Source organism: Hamadaea tsunoensis DSM 44101, from assembly GCF_000428945.1.
Taxonomy (GTDB): domain Bacteria; phylum Actinomycetota; class Actinomycetes; order Mycobacteriales; family Micromonosporaceae; genus Hamadaea; species Hamadaea tsunoensis.
This window is the reverse complement of record NZ_AUAX01000016.1, coordinates 257430-279786: the sequence shown is the minus strand read 5'-3', so window position 1 is coordinate 279786 and position 22357 is coordinate 257430. Positions and strand designations below refer to the sequence as shown.

At 70.8% G+C, this 22357-nt stretch carries 14 protein-coding genes; 10 read left to right on the top strand and 4 right to left on the bottom strand.

Annotated elements, in window-relative coordinates; translation table 11 throughout:
- The first annotated feature begins 255 nt into the window (after window positions 1–255).
- The 3 genes from G401_RS0123205 (at window position 256) to G401_RS57840 (ending at window position 5993) form a co-directional block, all read left to right on the top strand.
- Window positions 256–1155: a DUF4145 domain-containing protein gene (locus G401_RS0123205; protein WP_027344387.1), complete on the top strand. Its 900-nt coding sequence runs from the start codon at window positions 256–258 to the stop codon at window positions 1153–1155.
- An 86-nt stretch (window positions 1156–1241) separates the two neighbouring features.
- A complete protein-coding gene (locus G401_RS0123200; RefSeq protein WP_157546192.1) occupies window positions 1242–3290 on the top strand; it encodes a hypothetical protein in 2049 nt (682 codons plus the stop codon).
- Window positions 3291–3335: 45 nt separating this feature from the next.
- Window positions 3336–5993 carry a glycoside hydrolase family 3 N-terminal domain-containing protein gene (locus G401_RS57840; RefSeq protein WP_157546188.1) on the top strand — a complete coding sequence of 886 codons (2658 nt, stop codon included), beginning with the start codon at window positions 3336–3338 and terminating at the stop codon, window positions 5991–5993.
- A gap of 23 nt (window positions 5994–6016) precedes the next feature.
- Here the strand turns inward: G401_RS57840 and G401_RS0123190 are convergent, their stop codons facing one another.
- Complete coding sequence (locus tag G401_RS0123190; RefSeq protein WP_034592698.1) at window positions 6017–7462, bottom strand: nitroreductase family protein; 1446 nt, start codon at window positions 7460–7462, stop codon at window positions 6017–6019.
- A 99-nt stretch (window positions 7463–7561) separates the two neighbouring features.
- Here G401_RS0123190 and G401_RS0123185 point away from each other — a divergent pair, with 99 nt between their 5' ends.
- Window positions 7562–8350: a hypothetical protein gene (locus G401_RS0123185; RefSeq protein WP_027344384.1), complete on the top strand. Its 789-nt coding sequence runs from the start codon at window positions 7562–7564 to the stop codon at window positions 8348–8350.
- Window positions 8351–8356: 6 nt separating this feature from the next.
- On the opposite strand, the gene G401_RS0123180 is transcribed toward G401_RS0123185, so the two are convergent.
- Complete coding sequence (locus tag G401_RS0123180) at window positions 8357–9070, bottom strand: hypothetical protein (RefSeq protein WP_027344383.1); 714 nt, start codon at window positions 9068–9070, stop codon at window positions 8357–8359.
- Between the two features lie 184 nt (window positions 9071–9254).
- On the opposite strand from G401_RS0123180, the gene G401_RS0123175 reads away from it, so the two are divergent.
- Window positions 9255–10466: a cellulose binding domain-containing protein gene (locus G401_RS0123175; protein WP_027344382.1), complete on the top strand. Its 1212-nt coding sequence runs from the start codon at window positions 9255–9257 to the stop codon at window positions 10464–10466.
- Between the two features lie 98 nt (window positions 10467–10564).
- Window positions 10565–11506 (top strand): sulfite exporter TauE/SafE family protein, encoded by a 942-nt coding sequence (locus tag G401_RS47740; RefSeq protein ID WP_051367011.1) that lies wholly within the window; start codon window positions 10565–10567, stop codon window positions 11504–11506.
- 180 nt (window positions 11507–11686) lie between these two features.
- On the opposite strand, the gene G401_RS0123165 is transcribed toward G401_RS47740, so the two are convergent.
- On the bottom strand, window positions 11687–12820 hold the full coding sequence (locus G401_RS0123165) for a geranylgeranyl reductase family protein (protein ID WP_027344381.1): 1134 nt from the start codon (window positions 12818–12820) through the stop codon (window positions 11687–11689).
- 59 nt (window positions 12821–12879) lie between these two features.
- Between G401_RS0123165 and G401_RS0123160 the strand changes: the two genes are divergently transcribed.
- On the top strand, window positions 12880–13737 hold the full coding sequence (locus G401_RS0123160; RefSeq protein ID WP_027344380.1) for a GNAT family N-acetyltransferase: 858 nt from the start codon (window positions 12880–12882) through the stop codon (window positions 13735–13737).
- A gap of 46 nt (window positions 13738–13783) precedes the next feature.
- On the opposite strand, the gene G401_RS57165 is transcribed toward G401_RS0123160, so the two are convergent.
- The gene (locus G401_RS57165; protein WP_407636906.1) at window positions 13784–15811 is read right to left on the bottom strand and encodes a putative Ig domain-containing protein; all 2028 of its coding nucleotides are present in this window, start codon (window positions 15809–15811) and stop codon (window positions 13784–13786) included.
- A gap of 330 nt (window positions 15812–16141) precedes the next feature.
- Here G401_RS57165 and G401_RS0123150 point away from each other — a divergent pair, with 330 nt between their 5' ends.
- The 3 genes from G401_RS0123150 (at window position 16142) to G401_RS53195 (ending at window position 22292) form a co-directional block, all read left to right on the top strand.
- Window positions 16142–17275: an ABC transporter permease subunit gene (locus G401_RS0123150; RefSeq protein ID WP_169734238.1), complete on the top strand. Its 1134-nt coding sequence runs from the start codon at window positions 16142–16144 to the stop codon at window positions 17273–17275.
- A 126-nt stretch (window positions 17276–17401) separates the two neighbouring features.
- Complete coding sequence (locus tag G401_RS54165; protein WP_084557504.1) at window positions 17402–20668, top strand: DUF2961 domain-containing protein; 3267 nt, start codon at window positions 17402–17404, stop codon at window positions 20666–20668.
- Between the two features lie 283 nt (window positions 20669–20951).
- Window positions 20952–22292: an HNH endonuclease signature motif containing protein gene (locus tag G401_RS53195; RefSeq protein WP_322787746.1), complete on the top strand. Its 1341-nt coding sequence runs from the start codon at window positions 20952–20954 to the stop codon at window positions 22290–22292.
- The last annotated feature ends 65 nt before the right edge of the window (window positions 22293–22357 follow it).

Genomic DNA, 22357 nt, shown 5'->3' with positions numbered 1-22357 from the left:
AACTCAACCGGCGACCACGCCAAACCCTCGACTGGGACACCCCCACCGAACGCCTCAACCAACTCCTACTTGCACCCACCGGTTGAAACCACCCGGGCATTCGTCGCGAAATTCGAGGCATTCGCGCAAGATCGTCGCGGTCGGGGGCGCCGTCGGAGATACGACATTGTGGACGCCGATGGCTCCTCCTATTCTGGAAGGCTTTGGCCATGCCAGAAATGGGGGTAAACGGTGACAGATCATCTGGATGGGCTCGTGGCTCGCTCGGCCAACTTCGGGTACCTCATGGAGCACGAGCCACTGCTGGCCTACGACGGCGCGAGCGCGGAATCCTATGTGTACACCGATCCGGCGTCTGCCCTGTTCAAAAGTCGGCACTTCATCGAGATCATGACGTGCAAGCTGGCCGAGCGGGTGGGAGTGTCACGGCCTGACCGGCTCAAGCTCGAGCAGCGGATCAACGAACTGGCCTCCGCGAGCATCCTCGACGCCGCCGTGCGTACCACGCTCCACTTCGTCCGGCGTGAGGGAAACGAAGGCGTCCATGGTCGCGTACGCGACGCGGAGCGCGCTCTCCGCGTGGTGCACAGCTGCTTCGACCTCGGTCTCTGGCTGCACAACGTCCTCACGCGCCGAGAGGAGGTACGCGCGTTCGTCCCGCCGCACGCGCAGGAGCTGCCCACCCCGGCGACCACCGACGATGGCGAAGCGCTCGACCAGATCCGGGAACGGCTGACCGTGCTCGAACGGAGATTGCTCGAACAGGCCGGCGACGGCGGACCGGGGCGCGGTGCCGCGTGGCTCACTGAACGGCAATCGGCCCTCACCGCAGAGGTCCGCGACCAGGAGGTCGCGATCGAACGCCGGTGGGACGAACTGTACGCGGGCTTCGCCGCCAGGCTCGAGGCCGACCGGAAGGGTGCCGCGGAATCGGACGCGGTCCGGGCGGCGATCGCAGGCGCGGGAAGGGCGTGGGCCGCCGGGGCCGACCGTTTGGCGGAGATCGCGGCTGCTGTGGCTTCGGCGCAAACGACCGGCGGATACGGTGCCACGTCGGTCGTCAACGTAGCGGGCGACGGGTCGATGAGCTTCGTCATCGGCAACGCGTACGGTGGCACGTTCCATCAGACGCGCGGCGACGGGAGCGGCCGATGACGCCGGGAGGCGCGGACCTCGGGCCGGTGTTCTCAGGACTCCCCGCCATTCCGCGCCATGAGCTGGAGCCTGCGGGCAGTCCCGTCGTGGAACGACCGCTGCTGGGAACCCCGATCAACGTGTCAGCGCTGGGCGGGGACGGCTCCCGCACCACCGCGATCGGCGTTCTCCACAACGTCACTCATGTCTACAGCGGCCGTGCCCCGGGCTTCGTCGGTGAGCACCTGGTGAAGTTCGCCCGATCAGTGTTCTATGTGAAGCCCGATCCTGTCGCCTACAGAAAGGCGGAAACCTGCCTCGACGGTCAGGGCGTCGTCGTGATCGAAGGCGACCGCGGTACGGGGCGGGAGACCGACGCTTACCGCCTGCTGGCTTACCGTGATCGTGAGCCGGACGTCCACGGCGGCACACTCACCCTCCAGCAACTGCCGGTCGACTGGGACGAGCCGACGACCGTCGGCCTACCACGGATCCTCCGCGGCCGGTTCATCCTCGATCTCTCGAATGAGCGCGAGGTGACCGAGTCGTTCGCTCGATCGCTGAGAAGCTACGGAGAGGAGCTCGAAAAGATCCACTCCATGGTCGTGGTGATCGTGACGCCGCTGGTGTGGGACCGTGTCAGGCCGATGATGGAGAGCCTCACGGTCTCCTTCGACGCGCGACCGGCCGATGAGATCATGCGCGCCCACCTGGCTTACCACGGCGGTGATGGTCGCAGCCGGGCGCTCTTGGCACGCAACGATGTCGTGAGCCTCATGGCCGAGCTGGCGGGGCGGGAGGCCAGTCCTGCGGAGGCCGCGGAGGTGGCGGAGAAGCTGTCTCGTGGACAAGCCGGAGATCTGGAACTCGTCATCGACGAGTGCCGCAGGTGGGGTCATTACATCGGAACGCAGTTGGGCGTGCGTGAGCCGGATACGGCGGACCGGCGTGTGCTGTTCGTGGCAGCGGCCGCGTTGAACGGATGCTCTTCGGAGGCAGTCGCCGCGGCCGACGCGTCGCTGGGCGTCGCGCTCAGGTTGCACAGCGCACCGCCGTTCCGGGTGCTGGAGACCCCGGGCTGGACGGAACGGACGCGGGAGATCGGCGCAACCGTACGCGACGACCGAACCTGGATGGACGACAAGAGGCCAGGGGTTGATCTCGCGGTGATCGGATGGGTCTACCGCGAACATCCCGGACTCCGCTCCGCCCTTCTGAAGTGGCTTCACGGGCTGGTGCACGCTCCGGCCACCAGTCCGTTCACGGATCGGATCGCGGGAGTCCACGCCTATCTCGCAGCCGAGTTCCCCGCCGCGCGGCTTCTCGACACCGCCTACGGCTGGCTCAGTAAAGGGGCGCCGGATGCCCGACTGGGCTACCTGATCCTCGAGAAGGGCCTCAGCGATCCGAGTACGGAACCGTTGCTGCGGAGGAAGTTGTGGGAATGGGCGTACCGCGGAAGTGTCGATGCGATTCCTGCCCTGGCGCGACTGTGCGCTGAGATTCTCGGCCCGCGGCTGCCTCACGCATCGCTCGGCCGACTCCGGCATCTCATCAGAGGCGCGGAAGCGGCGCCGCAGCACTGCGTGGCTGTCGCTGAAGCCCTGCGTGTCCTAGCCCGGCTCGACGGGCTCGCGGGGCTGGTCCTGGAGAAGGCGGTCGACTGGGCGGGCGACGAAACGTCACATGTGGAGGGGGTCCGGGCGGTCTCGGCGCTCCTCGACCCGCGGCCGAGAACCTCTGTACTGCCTGACCTGCTGGCAGCGGCCCAGGCGGACCTGGCGCTTCGCGCCTCACTCTCCCGCGCCTGGCAGATCCTGATCGGCGACGAATCCTCCCGTGTCGAGGTGACGTCAATGGTCCGTACGCTCAGCCGGGCCTGGGGCGACATGGGCGAAGAGGCGATCATGCTCGCCAAGATTCTCCTGCCGGCCGTGCGCGAGCAGCTCGATGGAGCCGGCTGGGCGATTCTGGACGCGATGGACCTGCCGATGAGGACGGATGTGCTGCTGTACGCGGCGCGGCATCAGCGGACCGTCGTCGCCACGGTGGCCGTCGAAACGGTTGCTGCCTGGGAGTTCTCTCCGGCGGTGGGGGTCGGAGCCGGTGTGGTCGGAGAGGTCGATTCATTGACTGACAATGATGAAGTCAGATAGGTTGCCTTTTGATTTAAGCCTCGTAAAAAGTCTGGAGTGATCGTCGTGCCCCGTCGCCGAACCGTCCCCGCGGCGGCCGTCCTCGGCCTGGTCGCCGCCGTCCTGATAGCCCCCGCCCGCGGCGACGCCCACCTGCCCTACCCCGATCCTTCGCTGCCCGTCGCGACTCGGGTGAGCCAGTTGCTGGCGAGCATGACCCTCGACGAGAAGGTCGGCCAGATGACGCAGGCCGAGCGCGCGTCCGTGTCCAATGCGGACATCACGAACTACGCGCTGGGCTCGATCCTGTCCGGCGGCGGCTCGGCACCGTCGCCGAACACCGCGTCGAGCTGGGCGGACATGTACGACGGGTTTCAGAACGCGGCGCTGAACAGCCGGCTGGGGATTCCGATCATCTACGGCGTGGACGCCGTGCACGGGCACAACAACGTGTACGGTGCGACGATCTTCCCGCACAACATCGGTCTGGGCGCGACCCGTGATCCGGCGCTGGTGCAGCAGATCGGCCGGGCGACGGCCGAGGAGGTGTCGGGGACCGGCATCGACTGGGACTTCTCGCCCTGCCTGTGCGTGGCGCGCAACGACCGGTGGGGGCGGACCTACGAGTCGTTCGGGGAGAAGCCGGAGATCCCGTCGTCGATGACGACCTACATCACCGGCCTGCAGGGTACGACGCTGGGCGGGGCGGCGTCGGTGCTCGCGACGGCGAAGCACTACATCGGCGACGGCGGGACGACGAACGGAACGGATCAGGGCAACACGCAGATCTCCGAGGCCGACCTGCGGGCGATCCACCTGCCGCCGTTCCAGGCCGCCGTCCAGAAGGGCGTCGGCTCGATCATGATTTCGTACAGCAGCTGGAACGGGGTCAAGGACCACGGCAACCAGTATCTGATCACCACGCTGCTCAAGGGGGAGCTGGGCTTCTCCGGCTTCGTCGTCTCCGACTGGAACGGCATCGACCAGATCGACGGCCAGGCCGGCTTCACGGCGGCCGAGGTCACGCAGTCGATCAACGCGGGCATCGACATGGTCATGGTGCCGACCGCGTGGCAGCAGTTCATCACTACGCTCAAGGCCGAGGTCAACAACGGCCACATCGCGATGTCGCGGATCAACGACGCGGTGAGCCGGATCCTGACCAAGAAGTTCGAGCTGGGCCTGTTCGAGAAGCCGCTGACCGACCGGACCTACACCCCGACCGTCGGCAACGCCGCCCACCGGGCGATCGCCCGCCAGGCCGTGCGCGAGTCGCAGGTGCTCCTGAAGAACAGCGGCAACGTGCTCCCGCTGGCCAAGTCGGGCGGGAAGATCTTCGTCGCGGGCAAGAACGCCGACAACATCGGCAACCAGAGCGGCGGCTGGACGATCTCGTGGCAGGGCGGCAGCGGCCCGACGACCCAGGGAACGTCCATCCTGCAAGGGATCCGGACCACCGTCGGATCGGGCGCGACGGTCACCTACAACGCGAACGGCACCGGGATCGACAGCTCCTACCGGGCCGCGATCGCGGTCGTCGGCGAGACCCCGTACGCCGAGGGCGCCGGCGACCGGCCGAGCGGCATGGGCCTGGACAGCACCGATCTGGCCACGCTCAACACGTTGAAGGCGAGCGGCGTACCGGTGGTCGTGGTCCTGGTGTCGGGGCGGCCGCTGGACATCGGCGCGCAGCTGCCCAACTGGAACGCGCTGATCGAGTCGTGGCTGCCCGGCACCGAGGGCCAGGGCGTCGCGGACGTGCTGTTCGGCGACTACGCGCCGACCGGGAAGCTGCCGGACACGTGGATGCAGTCGGCGAGCCAGCAGCCGATCAACGACGGCGACGGGCAGACGCCGCTGTTCGCGTACGGCTTCGGGCTGTCCTACGGTACGCAGCCCGCGGCGGACGCGTACGCGCAACGGCAGGCGGAGAGCTACGCCACCCAGTCCGGTACGCAGCTGGAGACCACCACGGACACGGGCGGCGGTCAGGACGTCGGGTACATCACGGCGGGGGACTGGCTCAACTACGGCCCGGTGGACTTCGGCTCGTCGGCGGCCGCTTCGGTGACGACGCGGCTCGCGTCCGGGGCGAGCGTCACCGGCACCGTCCAGTACCGGCTGGACTCCACGACCGGTCCGATCGTGGCGAGCGTACCGGTGAGTTCGACGGGGGGCTGGCAGAACTGGACGTCCGCGACGACCGCGCTGACGGGTTCGGCGACCGGTGTGCACAGCCTGTACGCCACGTTCACGACGAGCGGTTCCGGCGATCTGCTGAACCTGAACTGGTTCCAGTTCAACCACGCGGGTACGCCGAACGCGTACCAGCAGCGGCAGGCGGAGGGCTACTCGTCGCAGTCGGGTACGCAGCTGGAGACCACCACCGACACGGGCGGCGGTCAGGACGTCGGCTACATCACGGCCGGGGACTGGCTCGCGTACTCGGGGGTCGACTTCGGCTCGACCGCCGGGACGTCCGTGACGACCCGGCTCGCGTCGGGGGCGAGCGTCACCGGCACCGTCCAGTACCGGCTGGACTCGGCGACCGGACCGGTGATCGCGAGCGTGCCGGTCAGCTCCACCGGCGGCTGGCAGAACTGGACCTCGGCCACGACCACGCTCACCGGCTCGGCCACCGGTACGCACACCGTCTACGTCACCTTCACCACCAGCGGCGCGGGTGACCTCGTGAACCTCAACTGGTTCACCTTCAACCAGTGACCCGGCTCAGCCGGTAGTTCGGCTCAGTGCGCGATCCGGGTCGTCACCGGGGTGACCGTCACAGGCTCCCCGGGGCGACCCCCCGCCCGGTTCGCGTACGCGGGCACGCCGACGCAGGTGAACAGCAGCCCCGCCACGTCGGACTCGCCGATCAGTGCGGGCACCTCCGAGTCGATGAAGGTCATGCCGGTCGCGCCGGCGTCCATCGCGTACGCCACCAGATGCAGCCGGCCCTCCACGATCCCGGCGGCGACCTGGGCGGAGCGGTACGACCGGTCGTCCAGTATGGACAGCGGGGCGGCGGCGATGACGACGTAGGCGCAGTCCGCGGCGAGCCCCTGGCCCAGGCAGACCCGTTCGAGCTCGGCGCGCAGGTCGCCACGGTGGATCGGCGCGGCCAGGTCCGGCCAACGGTAGAGGCCCGGCTCGACCCCGTCCACCGCGTGCACGGCCACCCAGTGCGGGATGTCGATGCCGCGCAGCGCGACGGTCATCGCGTACTCCAGCTGGGCGCGGGGCAGGCGGCCGGCCGGGTCCATCCGCCGCTGGGAGCCCCGGCGCCGGATCACCGCGTCCAGCGATCCCTCGGCCGCCGACCGCACCGCAGCCTCGGAGAAGACCTCGGGGAAGGCCCACGCCGCGCCGAGCTCGTCGCCGTCGCCGGCCCGCTGCGCCGTCGTACACAGGCTGAACTCGTTGTGCGGCAACGATCCCGTCACCGCCGGGCCGGTCGGCTCGATCGCGGGCGTACCCGCGCCGAGGGTGAGCAGCGCCAGCGGGAACTCGTCGACCCCGTCCGCGCCGACCAGCCGCGTCACCGCCGCGTCCGGGAAGACCGTGCGCAGCGCCGGCGCGTACCCGGCCGCGGCCGCGATGAGCTGCGACAACGCCGTGCCCGCGTCCCAGTACAGGTGGCGCCAGCCGCGCTCGGCGTACTTCCAGCCCGTCCGCCACGGCACCCCGGTCACCACCAGCGTCGTCGTCTCACCGAGCGCCGCGGGACCCACCCGCACGAGCACGTGCCGCTGCGCGTCGTACCAGTACACGCCATCCTGTACGCCTTCCACCGCACGCGTGCTCACGTACAGTTCGAGCGGGAACCGGCTGCCCGCCGACCCGGCCGCCCGGTAGAAGTACGGCTGCTCCCAGCGGGTCGCGGTACGCACGACGCCCGCCCCGAGGAACAGGATCCGGCCGAGCTGAGTCCGGTCGAGGGCACCGGCCGTCACCGGTACGCCTGCCAGCAACGCGGTCGCGGGTGACTCGGATTCCGCCCAGACCCGGGGCAGCGAGATCTCGTCGAGGCCGTCCGCGTACTCCTTGAACTGGGGCGGGCGGGTGTCCGGATCCATGGACGTGAAGTCCTGCCGGACCCGCGGATCGTTGTCGTCGACGACCTGGTCCCAGTCTCGGTCGGGCACGTAGGAGGTCAGACGGTGCAGCAGGCCGGCGCCGGAGTCGAGATCCATGCGCTCATGGTGCCCGTTGCGGGCCGTTGCTACCAAGGAGGCCGACGGATTTACGGGGAGGAATGCGATATGCGTGCACGGATCGGCACGGTTGTTCGGATGGGCAGGGTTGTTCGGATAAGTGCGGTCGTCCTGGTCCTGGCTCTCGGCGCGGCCGCCTGCGGACCGGAGGCGGGGGCGCGGCCTCAGGGCCGGCCGACGACCCCGGCGGCGTCGCCGGACGCCGGCCGCGAGGCGCTGGCGGCCCAGGCCCGTGTGCTGGTGCTCGACCGCCCCGCCGACCGCCGCCCCGACGTGCTCTCCGGGCCCGCCGTGCAGCTCACCCAGACTTTCGGCAGCGCCGCCGAGCCCTATCCGGCGGGCGTCTACGACGTGCGCGTCGCCTGCCTCGGCACGGGCTCGGTGACCGTGAGCCACCCCGGCGGCGAGACGGTCGCGAAATGCGGCGACAAGACCCCCGCCGCCGCCACGTTCACGATGCGGAAGACGGCGCCGATCGCGGTCACCGTCACGCCTGACGACGCCGCCCTGCTGCACGGCGCGTACGCCGTCTCGCTCACCGACCCGGTCCTCGTGCGGGCCCGTGCGGCCCTGAGCCTGCCGCCGTCGGGGCGCAACCCGCTCGACCGGTCGGGGGTGCTGTTCGGGCGTACGGTCCTGGTGCGGGAGAAGGACCTCGGCACCGGCTCGGTGTACGTCGACATCAGATGCGCCGGCACGGGCCGCGTCATGATCCGGTTTGGCGACACCGACGACGTGTGCCTGAACGGCAGGACCACCATCGCCATGGGGATGCTGCTCTGGAAGGGGCAGGGCGATCTGGTGGCCGTGCCCGACGCCGAGGCGACCGGCGCGGCCGCGTACGCCGTCGCGGTGCAGCGTCCCTGAGCCGGCTCAGTCCGGCCGCCGGACGACCACCGAGAACCGGACGCCCGCGCCGGTGCGGACCGCGTCGAGGTCGAGCGGGTAGGCGCCGCGCCGGTTCAGCTCGTGCGCGACCTCGTCGGCGTCGATCCCGGCCGCCCACCGGGTCGGCGGGCCCGGCTCGGCCACGGCCGTCAGGCTCCCGTCGATGCCCAGCCGCACGAGTGTCGGCTGCGCGTCGAGCCGCCGCAGGGCGCGTCTCAGCTCGCGCTCGTCGAGCCCGGCCAGCACCTGCTGCGCCGGCGGCCCGCCGGACCCGGGCGGCTGGGCGAGGACGTAGGCGGCGGTGGGCGTACTCGAAGAGATGTCGAGAACGCGCCCGGCGGGCAGTGAGTTTCCCGGGGGCAGTGACTCTCCGAAGTGGACGGAGCTGGCGCGGCCCGCCTCCCGGACCACCGTGAAGGTGGGGCCGGTGCCGGTGACCGCGACGGTGTCCACGGGGATCCGGTCGGCGGGGACGTCGACCTCGAAGGTGCGGGCGGGCCCGGTACGCAGCAGCGCGGCGAACCGCCGGGCCGGGCCGTCGCCGTAGCTCGCCAGCCGCACCAGCCCCAGCCCCGGTACGCCCGTCCCCATGTCGCCCAGCCCTGTATCGACCAGCCCCGTATCGCCCAGCCCTGTATCGACCAGCGCTGACAGCTGATCGGCCTGGGCGTCGTGGGCCCAGAACCAGCTCATCTCCATCCTCCCATCATCGCAAGCTTTCTCTGCATCGATGGTGTTTTGCTCTTCCCGGTGGTGGCGGCTATGATCCATCGTGGACGATGCCTCCCCGCCGGAGCCCGGGTAGACGGCATCGCCGACACCTGTCTTCGCAGGTGCCCGCGTGGGCGGCGGCCCTGCGTGCATTCGCGAAGGGACACTCCTCATGAAGCGGCCCATCTTCCGGGCTCTGTTCGCCGCGCTCCTCGCGGCCCTGTCCGCGGCGGTCGCCGTCGGGCTGACCACCGTCACCACACCGGCCGCCGCCGGCACGTCGCTGGCGGCGGCGCCGGTGCGGATCATGCCGCTCGGCGACTCGATCACGGGATCGCCGGGCTGCTGGCGGGCGCTGCTGTGGAACCGCCTCCAGTCCAGCGGCTACACCAACATCGACTTCGTCGGCACGCTGCCGCCTCAGGGCTGCGGCGTCGCGTACGACGGGGACAACGAGGGGCACGGCGGCTACCTGGCCACCAACATCGCCAACCAGAACCTGCTGCCGGCCTGGCTCGCCGCGACCACCCCGGACATCGTCGTGATGCACCTCGGCACCAACGACGTGTGGAGCAGCATCGCGCCCGCCACGATCCTGACCGCCTTCAGCACGCTCGTCGACCAGATGCGGGCGAGCAACCCGGCGATGAAGATCCTCGTGGCGCAGATCCTGCCGATGAACCCCTCGTCGTGCGCCGAGTGCGGCCAGCGGGTGATCAACTTCAACGCGGCGATCCCGGCGTGGGCCGCGTCGAAGTCGACCGCGCAATCGCCGATCACGGTCGTCGACCAGTGGACCGGCTTCAACACGGCGACCGACACCGGTGACGGCGTGCACCCGAACGCCTCGGGCGACCAGAAGATGTCCGACCGCTGGTACCCGCCGCTGTCGGCCCTGCTGACGCCCGGCGGATCGGCGAGCCCGAGCGCGTCCGTGAGCTCGTCGCCCAGCCGCAGCGCCTCGGCCGGCCCGTCTGTCTCACCGTCCGCTTCACCGTCTGCTTCACGGTCCGCTTCGCCGTCGGCGAGCCCGAGCCGGAGCGCGTCGGCCGGTCCGTCCGCGAGCGGCTCGGCCGGGAAGAGCTGCGGGGTGGTCTACAAGGTGACCAACCAGTGGCCGGGCGGCTTCGGCACGGACGTCACGGTCGCCAACACCGGCAGTGTGGCGCTCACCGGCTGGACCGTCGTCCTGACCTTCGCGAACGGTCAGACGATCACCCAGCTCTGGAACGGAACCTATACGCAGAGTGGTGGAACGGTCACCGTCAAGAACATGAGCTACAACGGCGCGCTCGCCCCGGGCGTCAGCACGTCGTTCGGCTTCAACGCCACGTGGAACAACGCCGCCAATGCCGCGCCGACGGCTGTGTGCACCGCCGCCTGACACATTTCGGTACGCCCGCCGGCCGGCTCGCCCAGCATGTGAGCTGGTCGGCGGGTAATACTGGATTCTCGACCAACTTTATAGGAATAATAGGCTTCATGGACTGGTGGCTGGCGGTGGCGGGACTCGGGGTCGGCATCATCGTCGGCCTCACAGGCATGGGCGGCGGCGCCCTGATGACGCCGATCCTCGTGCTCTTCTTCGGCGTACCGCCGCTGGCGGCCGTCTCCAGCGACCTCGTGGCCAGCGCCGTCATGAAGCCGGTCGGCTCGCTCGTGCACATCCGCCGGGGCCGCGTCGACTGGCGCCTGGTCGGCTGGCTGTGCCTGGGCAGCGTACCGGCGGCGTTCTGCGGGGTGATCGTCTCCAAGTCGTTCGGCAGCGGCCAGCGCGTCCAGAACGTGGTGCAGACCGCCCTCGGCATCGCGCTCCTGCTGGCCGTCATCGGTCTGGTGCTGCGCGCGTACATGCGGCTGCGGGAGACCCGGTCGGGCGCGGAGCCCGCCGGCATCACCCGGGTACGCGTACGCGTCCTGCCGACGGTGGTGCTCGGAGCGATCGGCGGCCTCGTCGTGGGGATGACCAGCGTCGGTTCGGGCTCGCTGATCATCGTCGTGCTGCTGGCCCTCTATCCGATGCTGCGCCCGAACGACCTCGTCGGCACCGACCTCGTGCAGGCGGTGCCGCTGGTGACCGCGGCGGCCCTCGGCCACCTGCTGTTCGGCGACTTCCGGTTCAGCGTGACCGCCGCCCTGCTCATCGGCTCGGTCCCCGGCGCGTTCATCGGCGCCCTGATCTCGTCGCGGGCCCCGGGCGGGCTCGTCCGGCGCGCGCTGGCGGTCGTGCTGTTCGCGAGCGCGCTCAAGCTGCTGCACGCGACCAACACCCAGCTGATCATCGGCGTGGCGGCGGCGCTGATCCTGTCGACGGCCGGCTGGCGCGTGATCCGCCGGGTCGCCGCCCCGCGGACCACCGCCACCTCGGTCCCCGCGCCGGTCCCCGCGCCCGCCCTGCCCGAACCGGCCCCCGCGAACCGCTGAGACTTCCGGCCCCTGCGGCCCCGGCCCCGGCGGCCCCGGCCCCCACCCGCCAAGCCCGCCAAGATCCCGTTTGGATCAGGGAAATCACCCGAATCTTGGGCCATGATTCGGGTGAAAAACCTGATCCAAACGGGATCTTGGCGGGAGTGAGGGCGCAGAGCGGGAGTGGGGACGGGCGGGTCAGGTGAAGAGGCGGAGGGCGGCGCGGGCCGGGGCGTGGCGTAGCGCCCGGTCGAAGGTCAGCCGGCCCTGGCACATCGACGCGAACGCCCGCCAGCCGATCGGCGTACGCAGCGCGCGGTGGAACAACGCCGGCCGCTTGCGGAACACGTCGAGCAGCTGCCGGCCGGCGGCCATCTCCGCCGCCAGACCCTCCGAGACGGCGGCCGTGTACGCGGTCACCGGGTCCACCGTGAGCGCGGCCCGACCGGCGAGGATGCCGGAGCGCAGGGCGAAGCTGATTCCTTCGCGGGTCCATGGTTCGAGCAGCCCGGCCGCGTCCCCGGCGAGCAGGATGCGCCCGGCGCCCAGGGGCGAGTCGTCGGCCCGGCAGCGGGTGAGGTGCCCGGAGTCGTGCAGGGGTTCGAGGCCGTCGAGCCCGAGCCGGGTCACGAACTCGGCCAGGTACGCCTTCAGCGCCGGACCCGAGGCCCGGTCGCCGATGACGCCGACGGTGAGCCGGTCGCCCTTCGGGAACACCCAGCCGTACGAGCCCGGCAGGCGGCCCCAGTCGATGAGGATGCGGCCGGCCCACTCGGGCGGGTCGGCGACCGGGAGTTCGACCTCCAGACCGACGTCGACCTGGGCGAACTTCGCGCCGACCCGTTTCGCGGTGACGCCACCGGAACCGTCGGCACCGATCAGGACGCGCGCCGTGACGACCTCGCCGTCGACCAGGCGGGCGGACGCGGTGTCACCGGAGCCGCCGCCGGAAGTGTCGACGGAGCGGACGAGGGCCTGCTCGCGTACGGTGACGCCGGCATCGAGGGCGGCCTTGCGCAGGGCGTCGTCGAACTCGTCGCGTACCACCATCTGCAGCAGCGGTTCGGCGTGCCGGCGGGTGAATTCCCGGCCGCCGTACAGGGTGAACGTGGCCGCGTCGACGCTCTGCCGGGACGGAACGGAGATCAGGTCGGCGGCCGCGCCGCGCGAGATGCCGATCAGCCCGCCGCCGCAGGTCTTGTAGCGGGGGTGCTGCCCGCGTTCGAGGACCACCGTCCGCGCCCCGGCGCGCGCGGCCGTGACCGCCGCCGCGAGTCCCGCCGGACCGCCCCCGACGACCGCCACATCCCAGGTTCCACCTTGATCCGCCACCCGGTGAGCATAGAGAAAACCGCTCGCGCGCGGACCGATGCCCTCCTAGGGTCACGGCCATGTCGATCGTCGTCGCTGCGTTCGCCGGGGAGTACGAACAGGTCGCCGCCTGGACCGGTGACACCGTCGAGCAGCTGCGCCAGCAGGAGGAGTACCACTCCGAGGACCGCCCGCTCTGGCTCGCCTGGGACGCCGGCCGCGTCGTCGGGGTCATGCAGCCGTGGACCAGGCCCGATGGTCACCTCACTCTCTACTACGACCGGAGTACGCCGGACGCGTACGTGGCGCTGGCCGCCATGGCCGACGGGGAATGCCGGACGACGGTCGACGCGGCCGACGCCGAGGTGATCGCCGCGCTCGCCGGGGCCGGTTTCGCCGAGCACCGCCGGGAGTCCGAGTTCGAGATCCCGGTGACCCGGTTCGCGGCGCCGGTCCCCGCGGGCATCGACCTGGTCAGTGCGGCCGAGATCGAGCCGGAAGCGCTGATGCTGCTCGACTGCGCGCTGCGCGAGGACGTCCCCGGGTCGGCCGGCTGGCAGCCCGACCTCCAGTGGTTCATGGAGGAGACCTACCAGTCCCCGTTCTTCGATCCGGAGACCTATCTGGTCGCCCGGGATGTCACCCGGGACCTCGCCCAGGAGTCTGCCGGGAACGGTGGAGTGACCCTCGCCGGACTCGCGCGGGTGTGGAACGGCCCGCAACCCGTCCGGCGGCTCGGCCTCATCGCGCTGCTCCCCGCGTACAGGGGAAAGGGTCTGGCGAAGGCGTTGCTGGCGGCGGTGTTCGAGCCGCTCGCCGCGCGGGGCGTCCCGGTGGTACGCGCGGAGGCCGACGTGACCAACGTGCCCAGCGTGAGCCTGCTGACCGGCTTGGGTGGCAGGGTCGTCGGCGGCACCGTCGAGATGGTCCGGAGATAGTGGACGGCTCCGGGCATGCATGCTGCCCGGAGCCGTAACAGTGAGGTTAACCGTCGATGCGGTGGGTAGTCCAGAACGACGTGAGGTCGGTGCTGGACGCCGCCTGAGCGGCCGCCTTGAAATCGGCGACGGTGGATATTCCGAACCAGTGGGCCTGGGCGTAGTTGTAGATCATCGTGTTGAAGGCGCTGTCGCCGAGCTGCCGGCGCAGGTCGTGCAGCACGCACTTGCCGTAGGTGTAGACCACTGTGGAGTAGCGGCTGGAGTGCGCGTCCCAGTACGCCATCGAGTTCGTGATCTTCTCGGCGCTGCTCTGCCAGCTGACACTGGACCAGCAGCCGGAGCCGGTGACGCCGCGCTGGATGTCGGTCGCGTAGTCGGTGAAGCCCTCGTCGAGCCACGGGGTGGTGTACTCGTCGTCGCCGACGATCCCGTAGAACCACTGGTGGCCGAGCTCGTGGATGACCGGCGTGGCGCTCGCCTGGGACAGCACGAGCCCGGGGTACTCCATGCCGCCGAACCAGAAGTTGTTGTGCAGCACCAGATCCACCTCGCCGTAGGGGTACGCGCCGAAGCGGGAGGCGTGCCCGGACATCGCCGAGGCGGCGGTCGACTGCATGCTCGACGCGGTGCTCGCCGAGATCGAGCTGGTCCGCCAGGTGTTGACCACGACGCCGGCCGAGGTGGTCGTCGACGTCTTGACGAACGGCCCGGCGACCCAGGCGAACTCGCGGACGTTGGTCGCGGTCGCGGTGGTGACCGTGCGGCCGGCGGACCCGGGCGCCTCCGTGGCGGTGCCGGTCGTCGGCGTCAGCACCGAGGTCGGGTGGTCGAGCGTCACCGAGTAGTCGCTGGCCAGCTGGTAGAAGCTCTCGCCGTTGTTCGTGTACGGGTCGAGGTGCCAGCCGCCGCCGTCGCGTACCGCGAGGACGGGGATCGCGTTGCCGATGAAGTTGTACGCGCCGTCGCGCCCGAACCGGTCGCTGCCGTCCGGAACGGCGATCGACACGTCGAAGCCGACCGTGCCGGACTGGTTCTGCGCCAACGGGGCCGGCAACGTGATCTTCACGGCCGTGCAGGCGACTTCGAGGGCGCCGAGCGTACCGCCGGTGACGTTGCCGACCTGGATCGGCTGATTCGACGGGCACGTGCCGTGGTAGTTGTCCCACAGTCGCAGGTAGACCTCGGGCAGCGCGGTCGCCGAGACGTTGGTGAACGTGATGCTCTCGTGCCCGGTCCAGGTCGCGCCGGTCGCGTCGCTCGTCAGGCTGAGCGTGTACGCGCCGCGGGCCGGCGTACGCGTCGGGCTGGCCGGCTGGCTGACGGTCCAGGAGAACGAGGCCGACCCCGGGTTGCCGCCCGGGTCGGTCGCGGTGACCGTGGCCGTGCTCGTCCCGGCCGCGGTGGGCGTACCGCTGACGACGCCGGTGGTGCTGTTGATCGTGAGGCCGGCGGGCAGCCCGGTCGCGCTGTAGGTGAGCGTGTCGCCCTGCGGGTCGGTCGCCTGGATCGGCAGGCTGACGCCGGTGCCCACGGTCGACGTCTGCGCGCCGGGGTTGGTGACGACGGGGTTGGGACTCGTGGTCCCGCCCGACACGTTCAGCTGCACGTCGTCCAGCACGAAACTCGTCTGCAGGCTCGCGTCCTCGACCCCGGTGAACAGCAGCGTCAGGGTCTGGCCCGCGTACGCGCTGACGTCGACGGTCCGCTGCAGGTAACCGGTGTTCTTGTTCAGGTTCGAGTAGCTGGCGAGGGTCGCCGTGCCGAGCTTGGCCGTCAGCGTGTCGTACGCCGTGCTGCCCGTCGTCTCGGCGGTGTCGATGTGCAGCCAGTACGTCAGTGTCGCCGTCGTGCACCCGGCCGGCAGCGTCACCGACTGCGACAACGTGTCGGTGTGCGTCGAACCCCAGCCGTTGAGCCACGCGTCGCGGGTGCCGCCGTGCGCGGGTTCCCCGCTGAAGGTGCCGATCACGCCCGAACTCGACGACCACGCCGTGGTACCCGACTCGAACCCGGGGTCGCCGACGACCTGGGCGGGTGTGCAGGCCGCGTACGCCGGGGCGGCCGCGCCCACGACGAGACCGAACGCGCCGGTCAGAAGCGCTGTGACAAGGGCTGTCGCGCGCCTGGCTGTACTTCTTGCGGTTGTTCGCCGCACGGTGGTCGTTCGCCGCACAGTGCTCGCTCGTCTCACGGTGGTCCTCCCGGGTCGGGGTGGTGGAAGTGCCGGGGAGCGCGGTGGGGATCGTGGCGTGACCGCCCGCTCCGGCGAGGGATGCCGTGATGCTAAGGCATTCCTCGATGTTCGTCGATGCATGACTCGTCGATCAACGCCGGTTGGCGGCCGAGGTGGCTCCGCATGGATGATCCACATTTTTCGGCCCGGTACGACACGATGTGCTGCATGACAGACACCCCCTCCGTCCCCGGCAGCGAGCAGTCCGGCCCCCAGCCCGTTCCCGCTGTGCAACCCGTGTCCCCTGTGCAGCCTGTGTCCCCTGGCCAGCCCGTTCCCGCTGGTCAGCCGGTTCCGGTTGGCCAGCCGGCGTTCGGGTTCCAGGGCGCCCCCGCGTACGCCGGCCCGATCTCCGCCGGCCAGCCCGCGCCCGCCCCGGAGCATCGGTCCAGGCGGCGCGGCCTGGTCGTGCACGCCGCGTGGGAGGTGCTGCTCCTCGTCCTGGCGCTCGCGGTGCTGGCGGCCGTCCTGCTGCCCAGCCCGCACCCGACCCTCGTGAACTTCCTCGGCAGTCTCGGCCCGACCGCCCTGCTGGCCGTGGCCGTCTCGCTGTCGCTGCGGACCGGGACGGTCAACCTGGCCGCCGGCGCGCTGGCCGCGCTGGGCGGCACGATCATGGCGACGCTCATGAACCACGGCACGCCGGAGGCCGCCGCCATCGCCGTCGGCGTCCTCGCGGCCGGCGCCACCGGGCTCCTGCTCGGCGTCCTCGTCGGCGCGCTGTCCGTGCCCGCGTGGGCCGTCACGCTCGGCGCCGCCTCCGTCATCGATGTGAGCCTGACCTCGGCCAACTCCAGCGGCATCATCTCGGTCTCGGTGGGCGCGGGGCAGCCCGTGCTCTGGTTCGGGCTCTTCGCCGTCCTCACCCTGGCGGGCGGGGCGCTGTTCCTCATTCCCGGCGTACGCGACGCGTTGAGCGCGACCCGATCCGTCCCGGCCGGACGCTGGGGCGGCTGGCGGGCCGGCCTCGGTGCGGTGGTCGGCCTCGGCGGGTCGGGCCTCGTCGCCGGGCTGGCGGGAGCGGCCCTGGTGCTGCGCCTGCACGCGAGCCCGGGCGGCGCCGGCTCGGGGACGACCCTGATCGCGCTCGCGATCGCGCTGCTCGGCGGTGTCAGCGTGTTCGGGCGCCGGGGCGGCGTCACCGGTGTCCTGTCCGCCGCCGTGATCGGGGTAGGTCTGGAGACGATCATTCAGATCCACAATGGACGGTACTGGATCGTCTACACGATGTTCGGCGTCCTGCTGCTGATCGGCCTGGTGGCCAGCCGGGTCATCGAGTCGGTCACCGGGCCGGACGAGTGAGCGGGCGGCCCGCCATACATTGACAGATCGGCAAGTGCGCGCCCATCGTCGCGAGCAATCGATTTCCCGTACCGGGTGACGCCCGGGCCGGGACGCCGGTCTGCTCGCGACGATGAGGAGAACCCCGTGTACGCGTCGGCATCCCGGCGCGCGGCCACCGCCGCGCTCGCCCTCGTGGCGGCCCTGCCCATGACTGCCGTGGCCACCGGGAAGCCGGCCTCCGGGTCTCCCGCAGTGCCCATGACAGGGGCTGCGTCCTCGGCCGGGGCTGTGCCGGCGGCTGGAGCCGTATCCGCGGCCGGGGCGGACAAGGGGCCGATCGGCTGGGCGTCGCTGCGCCGCCTCGATCTGCTGCCGACGCTGCCGGCGGGCATACAGACGCGGCAGTTCTCCAGTTTCGGCCGGGACGGGTCCAACAACGACGGTTTCGCCGGCACCTACAGCTGTCTGCGTACGCTCGGCGGCTGCGTGATCGCCGAGGATTCCGGCCCGGGCGAGGTCGACTCGATCTGGTTCACCCGCGACAGCGGGGACGTGACCGCGACCGGCTGGATCCGGATCGAGCTGGACGGCGCGACCGTCGTCGACACCGGCCTGCAGAACCTGGTCGACGGCGGCCTCGGCGCCCCGTTCACCGCCCCGCTCGTCAGCGACGCCGACCAGACCTCGGGCGGGGTCACCGTCAAGGTGCCGATGGCGTACCGGTCGTCGATGCGGATCACGACGCAGAACAATCCGCTGTTCTACCACGTGACCTACCGGAAGTTCGCCGACGCCGACGGTATGACGGCGTTCGACCCGGCCGATCGGGCGGCCGACGTCCTGGCCACCCTCGCCGCGGCCGGTACGCGCGACCCCAAGCCCGCCCAGCCCGGCGCGTCCACCGTGTCCACCACCGTGTCGGTGCCCCGCAACGGTTCCGCCACGCTCGCCACACTCTCCGGGCGGCGGGCGATCTCGGCGTTGCGGCTGCGCGTACCGGATGCGGCGGCGACCGACGCGGCGCTGGCCGGCCTGCGGCTGCGGATCACGTTCGACGGGCGGGCGACGGTCGACTCCCCGGTGGCCGAGTTCTTCGGCTCGGGCCTCGGCGAACGCCCGGTCCGGTCGCTCATGTTCGCCATGGACACGACACCGGGTGGTTCAGGCCCCGGCGGCACAGGGACGGGCGGCTGGTACTCGTCCTGGTGGCCGATGCCGTTCCTCGGTTCGGCCACGGTGACGCTGGCGAACACGACCGGCACCACCGTCAACGGGGTCACCGCCGAGATCACCTCCGCCCCGCAGACTCTGGCCGACTTCGGCTACTTCACCACGCAGTCGCGTACGGGCGCCGTGGCACCGGGCCAGGACTGGCTCTTCGCCGACCAGGCTGGCCGCGGCCGGTTCGTCGGCGTCAGCCAGACCGTGCACGGACTGATCACCGGCGGCAACACCCGCGGCTACCTCGAAGGCGACGAGCGCGCCTATGTGGACGGTGCGGCCGGCCCCGCGCTGCACGGCACCGGCACCGAGGACTTCTACGAATCCGGCTGGTACTTCAACCGCGGCACCTACAGCGGCGTCTTCACCGGCAACACCGCACATGCGTCGCGTACCAGCGGTTGCACGTACGAGTGCGACTCCGCGTACCGGCTCATGCTGACCGACGCCGTCGGCTACGCCGGCGCGCTGCGTTTCGGCATCGAGCACGGCGCCGCCGACGACGCGCCCGCCACCTACGGCTCGACCGCCTTCCTCTATACCCAGCCCACGGCGGCCCTGCGGCAGAGCGCCCCGGTTTCGGCCGGTGCCGGCATCTCGCTCACCTCCGTCTTCGAGGGCGACGACGACACCACCCCCGTCACGGCCCAGGTCCACTCCGGCCCGACGACCGTCACCCTTCCCATCGACCCCGCCAACCAGGGCGTACGCATCCGGCGTACCTCGGATCAGCAGACCGCGTACCAGTCGGCCGCCGTCACGGTCGACGGCACTCCGGCGGGAACCTGGACCCAGCCGCTCGCCAACCCGATCCAGCGCTGGCTCACGGACGAGTACGCCCTCCCCGCCGCTCTCACCGCCGGCAAGTCCTCGATCACCGTGGCGATCACCCCGGCCCCGACCGGCTCCACCTGGACGGCCGCCCAGTACTCGGCCCTGTCGACCGTCCCGCCGTTCACCGACACGACCGCCCCGAGCGCGGTGACCGGTCTGGCGATCGGCCCCGGCCGCGTACACGCGCTCGCGCTGACCTGGTCGCCCGCGTCCGACGACGTCGGCGTCGCCTCCTACCGCGTGTACGCGTCGACCAGCAGCTCGGTCCCGATCACGGCCGCGAATCTGGTGGGCGGCGTGGCCGGACCGACCTTCCGCTACGGACCCCTCGCCGCCGGCCAGACCCGCTACTTCCGGGTGGTCGCCGTCGATGCGGCCGGGAACGCCGCGACGTCCTCGGCGGCCGTCGGCGGCTCTACGCGTACGCCCAATGCAAGTGATGTGAACGGTGACCACCGGGACGATGTCGTGGACTTCACCAGGGGGACCAGCGCGGACGTCTATGTGTCCTTGTCTTCCGGGGCGTCGTTCGGCGCGCGGAGTCAGTGGCACGACTGGTTCGCGGCAGACCAGGAGGTGCCTCTGACCGGCGACGGCAAGGCCGACATCGTCACGTTCACCCGCGGCGGTACGGCGGACGTCTATGTCGCGCTCTCGACGGGTTCCGCGTTCGGTCCGGGCGTGAAGTGGCACGACTGGTTCGCGGCGGACCAGGAGATCCCGGCGGTGGGCGACGTGAACGGCGACGGCAGGGCGGACATCATCACGTTCACCCGCGGCGCGAACGCGGACGTGTACGTCGCCTTGTCGACCGGCAGCTCCTTCGGCCCCGGCGTGAAATGGCACGACAGCTTCGCGATCGGGACCGAGACCCCGGCGGTCGCCGACGTCAACGGCGACGGCCTGGCCGACGTCGTCACCTTCACCGGCACGCAGGCCTACGCCGCCCTGTCGGACGGTACGCGGTTCGTCCAGAACGGCTGGCTGTGGGGCAGCGTCTCGCTGGCCGACGGCCAGGTTGCCGCACTGGCCGATGTGGATGGTGACGGCCGGGACGACGCGGTCGTCTTCACCCGGGGCTCGTCGGCGGACGTCTACGCTCACCTGTCCTCGGGGTCGTCCTTCGGGACCGCGGTGAAATGGCACGACAATTTCGCGATCGGCACCGAGCGCCCGGGAGTGGGCGACTTCGACGGAGACGGCCGCGCGGACGCCGTCACCTACACCGGCGGCGCGACCGGCGACGTGTTCGTGAGCCTGTCCGACGGTATGCGATTCGTTCAGAACGGGTGGAAATGGGGGAGCGGGATGGGGGCGGATCCACGGCTTCCCCGGCCGTCGGCTGGTCTGCCGTGAGGGGCTTCTGTGTGGGGCTTCCGTGGGGCTGCCGCTGGACGATGCATCCGGCGCGGATGAGCCTGTCGACCCGATTCGAGTGGTCCGCGGACGTCGACATCACCGATGCCTTTGCTTGGACGGTCGCGTTGCTTGCGTTGATCGTCTCTGTCTGTTGTGGACGCTCGCTGTGTGTAACGGCGGCTTGGCCTGCGGTTTCGCCCCCGATCCGGTCTCCGTCTTTGGCTGAGGTTTTGTCATAGGGGGTGGTTAGGGTCGGCGGGTGAGCGAGGCGTTGGCGGCGGTGGTGGAGGACCTGTTGGTGGCTCCCTTGTCGTCGCTGCCGGACGATGCACTTCTCGCGGAGCTGTCGGCTGTTTTCACCGCGACGCAGCGGTTGACGGCGCGGGTCGCCGCTCAGGTCGGTGAGGCCGCCGCCCGGGGTATCCCGGCCCGGCACGGTGCTTCCAGTACCCGGGTGTGGTTGGCCGATCTCCTCGCGGTGTCGATACGGTCGGCGGCCGGCCTGGTCAAACTCGCCGACGCGTTGCCCCGCCGGCCCGCGGTTGGCGAAGCGCTGGCGTCGGGGGCGTTGAACGCGGAACAGGCGGCGGCCATCGCACGGTTGATCGGTGAGCTTCCCCCGGAAGTCGGCGCGACGGGAAAGGCCCGCGCGGAGCGGGTCCTGACCGACCTGGCGGTGGGGCAGCGCCTGCGGCCGGAAGTGTTGGCCGAGCACCGGCGGGCCGTCCTGGAAGCAGTGTCGCCGGAGGCCGCGGAGGAACGGCTGCGTCGGGAGTTGGAGCGGGCGAACCGGTCGGCGTTCCAGCGGCGCGGGTTCACCCTGACCCCACACGGTGAAGGCGAGTACCGACTGTCGGGGGTGCTGGACAGCGCCGCGGCCGCCTACGTCCGAGCGGCGATCGACCCGATCAGCGCACCACGATCACTCCTCGGCCATCCCCCTACCGCCCCCGCCCCGGCTGCTGCTGCGGGCGGCTGGGCCGGCGGCGGGTTCGGTGGCGATCTGGCCGGGCGTCTGGACGGGATGGTGGATGAGGTCGGTCGTGACACCCGTACCGCGGCCGCCCGCCGCGCCGACGCGTTGACGTTCTTGTGCGCGCAAGCCCTCGCCGAAGGTGACCTGCCGGAGTCCGGTGGCGAACGTCCGCAGCTGGTGGTGATGTTGTCGTGGGAGCAGCTGCGTTCCAAGTACGGGTACGGCATTCTGGACACCGGTGACCTGCTCACTCCTGAGACCGTGCGTCGGCTCGCCTGCGACGCGAAGATCATCCCCGCGGTCCTCGGCGGCGAAGGCCAGATCCTCGACGTCGGCCGCGCCCGCCGCCTCATCGACGGCCCGCTGCGGCGGGCTCTGGTGTTGCGGGACAGGGGCTGTGCGTGGCCGGGCTGTGACCGCCCGCCGCGCTGGTGTGAAGGGCATCATGTGCTGTCGTGGCAGGACGGCGGACCGACCAGCCTCGACAACTCCGTCCTCCTCTGTGGACATCACCACCGCGAGATCCACCGCGGCGCGTGGGAAGTCCGCATCAACGCCCACGACCGGCACCCGGACTTCATCCCACCCAAACACCTTGACCCGCTGCAACGCGCGCGCCGCAACAACATCCACCGGCGAACATGAGGCCCAGGACCAACTCATATCGCCGCTGAACGCCTGGGCGCGATAGCGCTCGATCATCAACATCG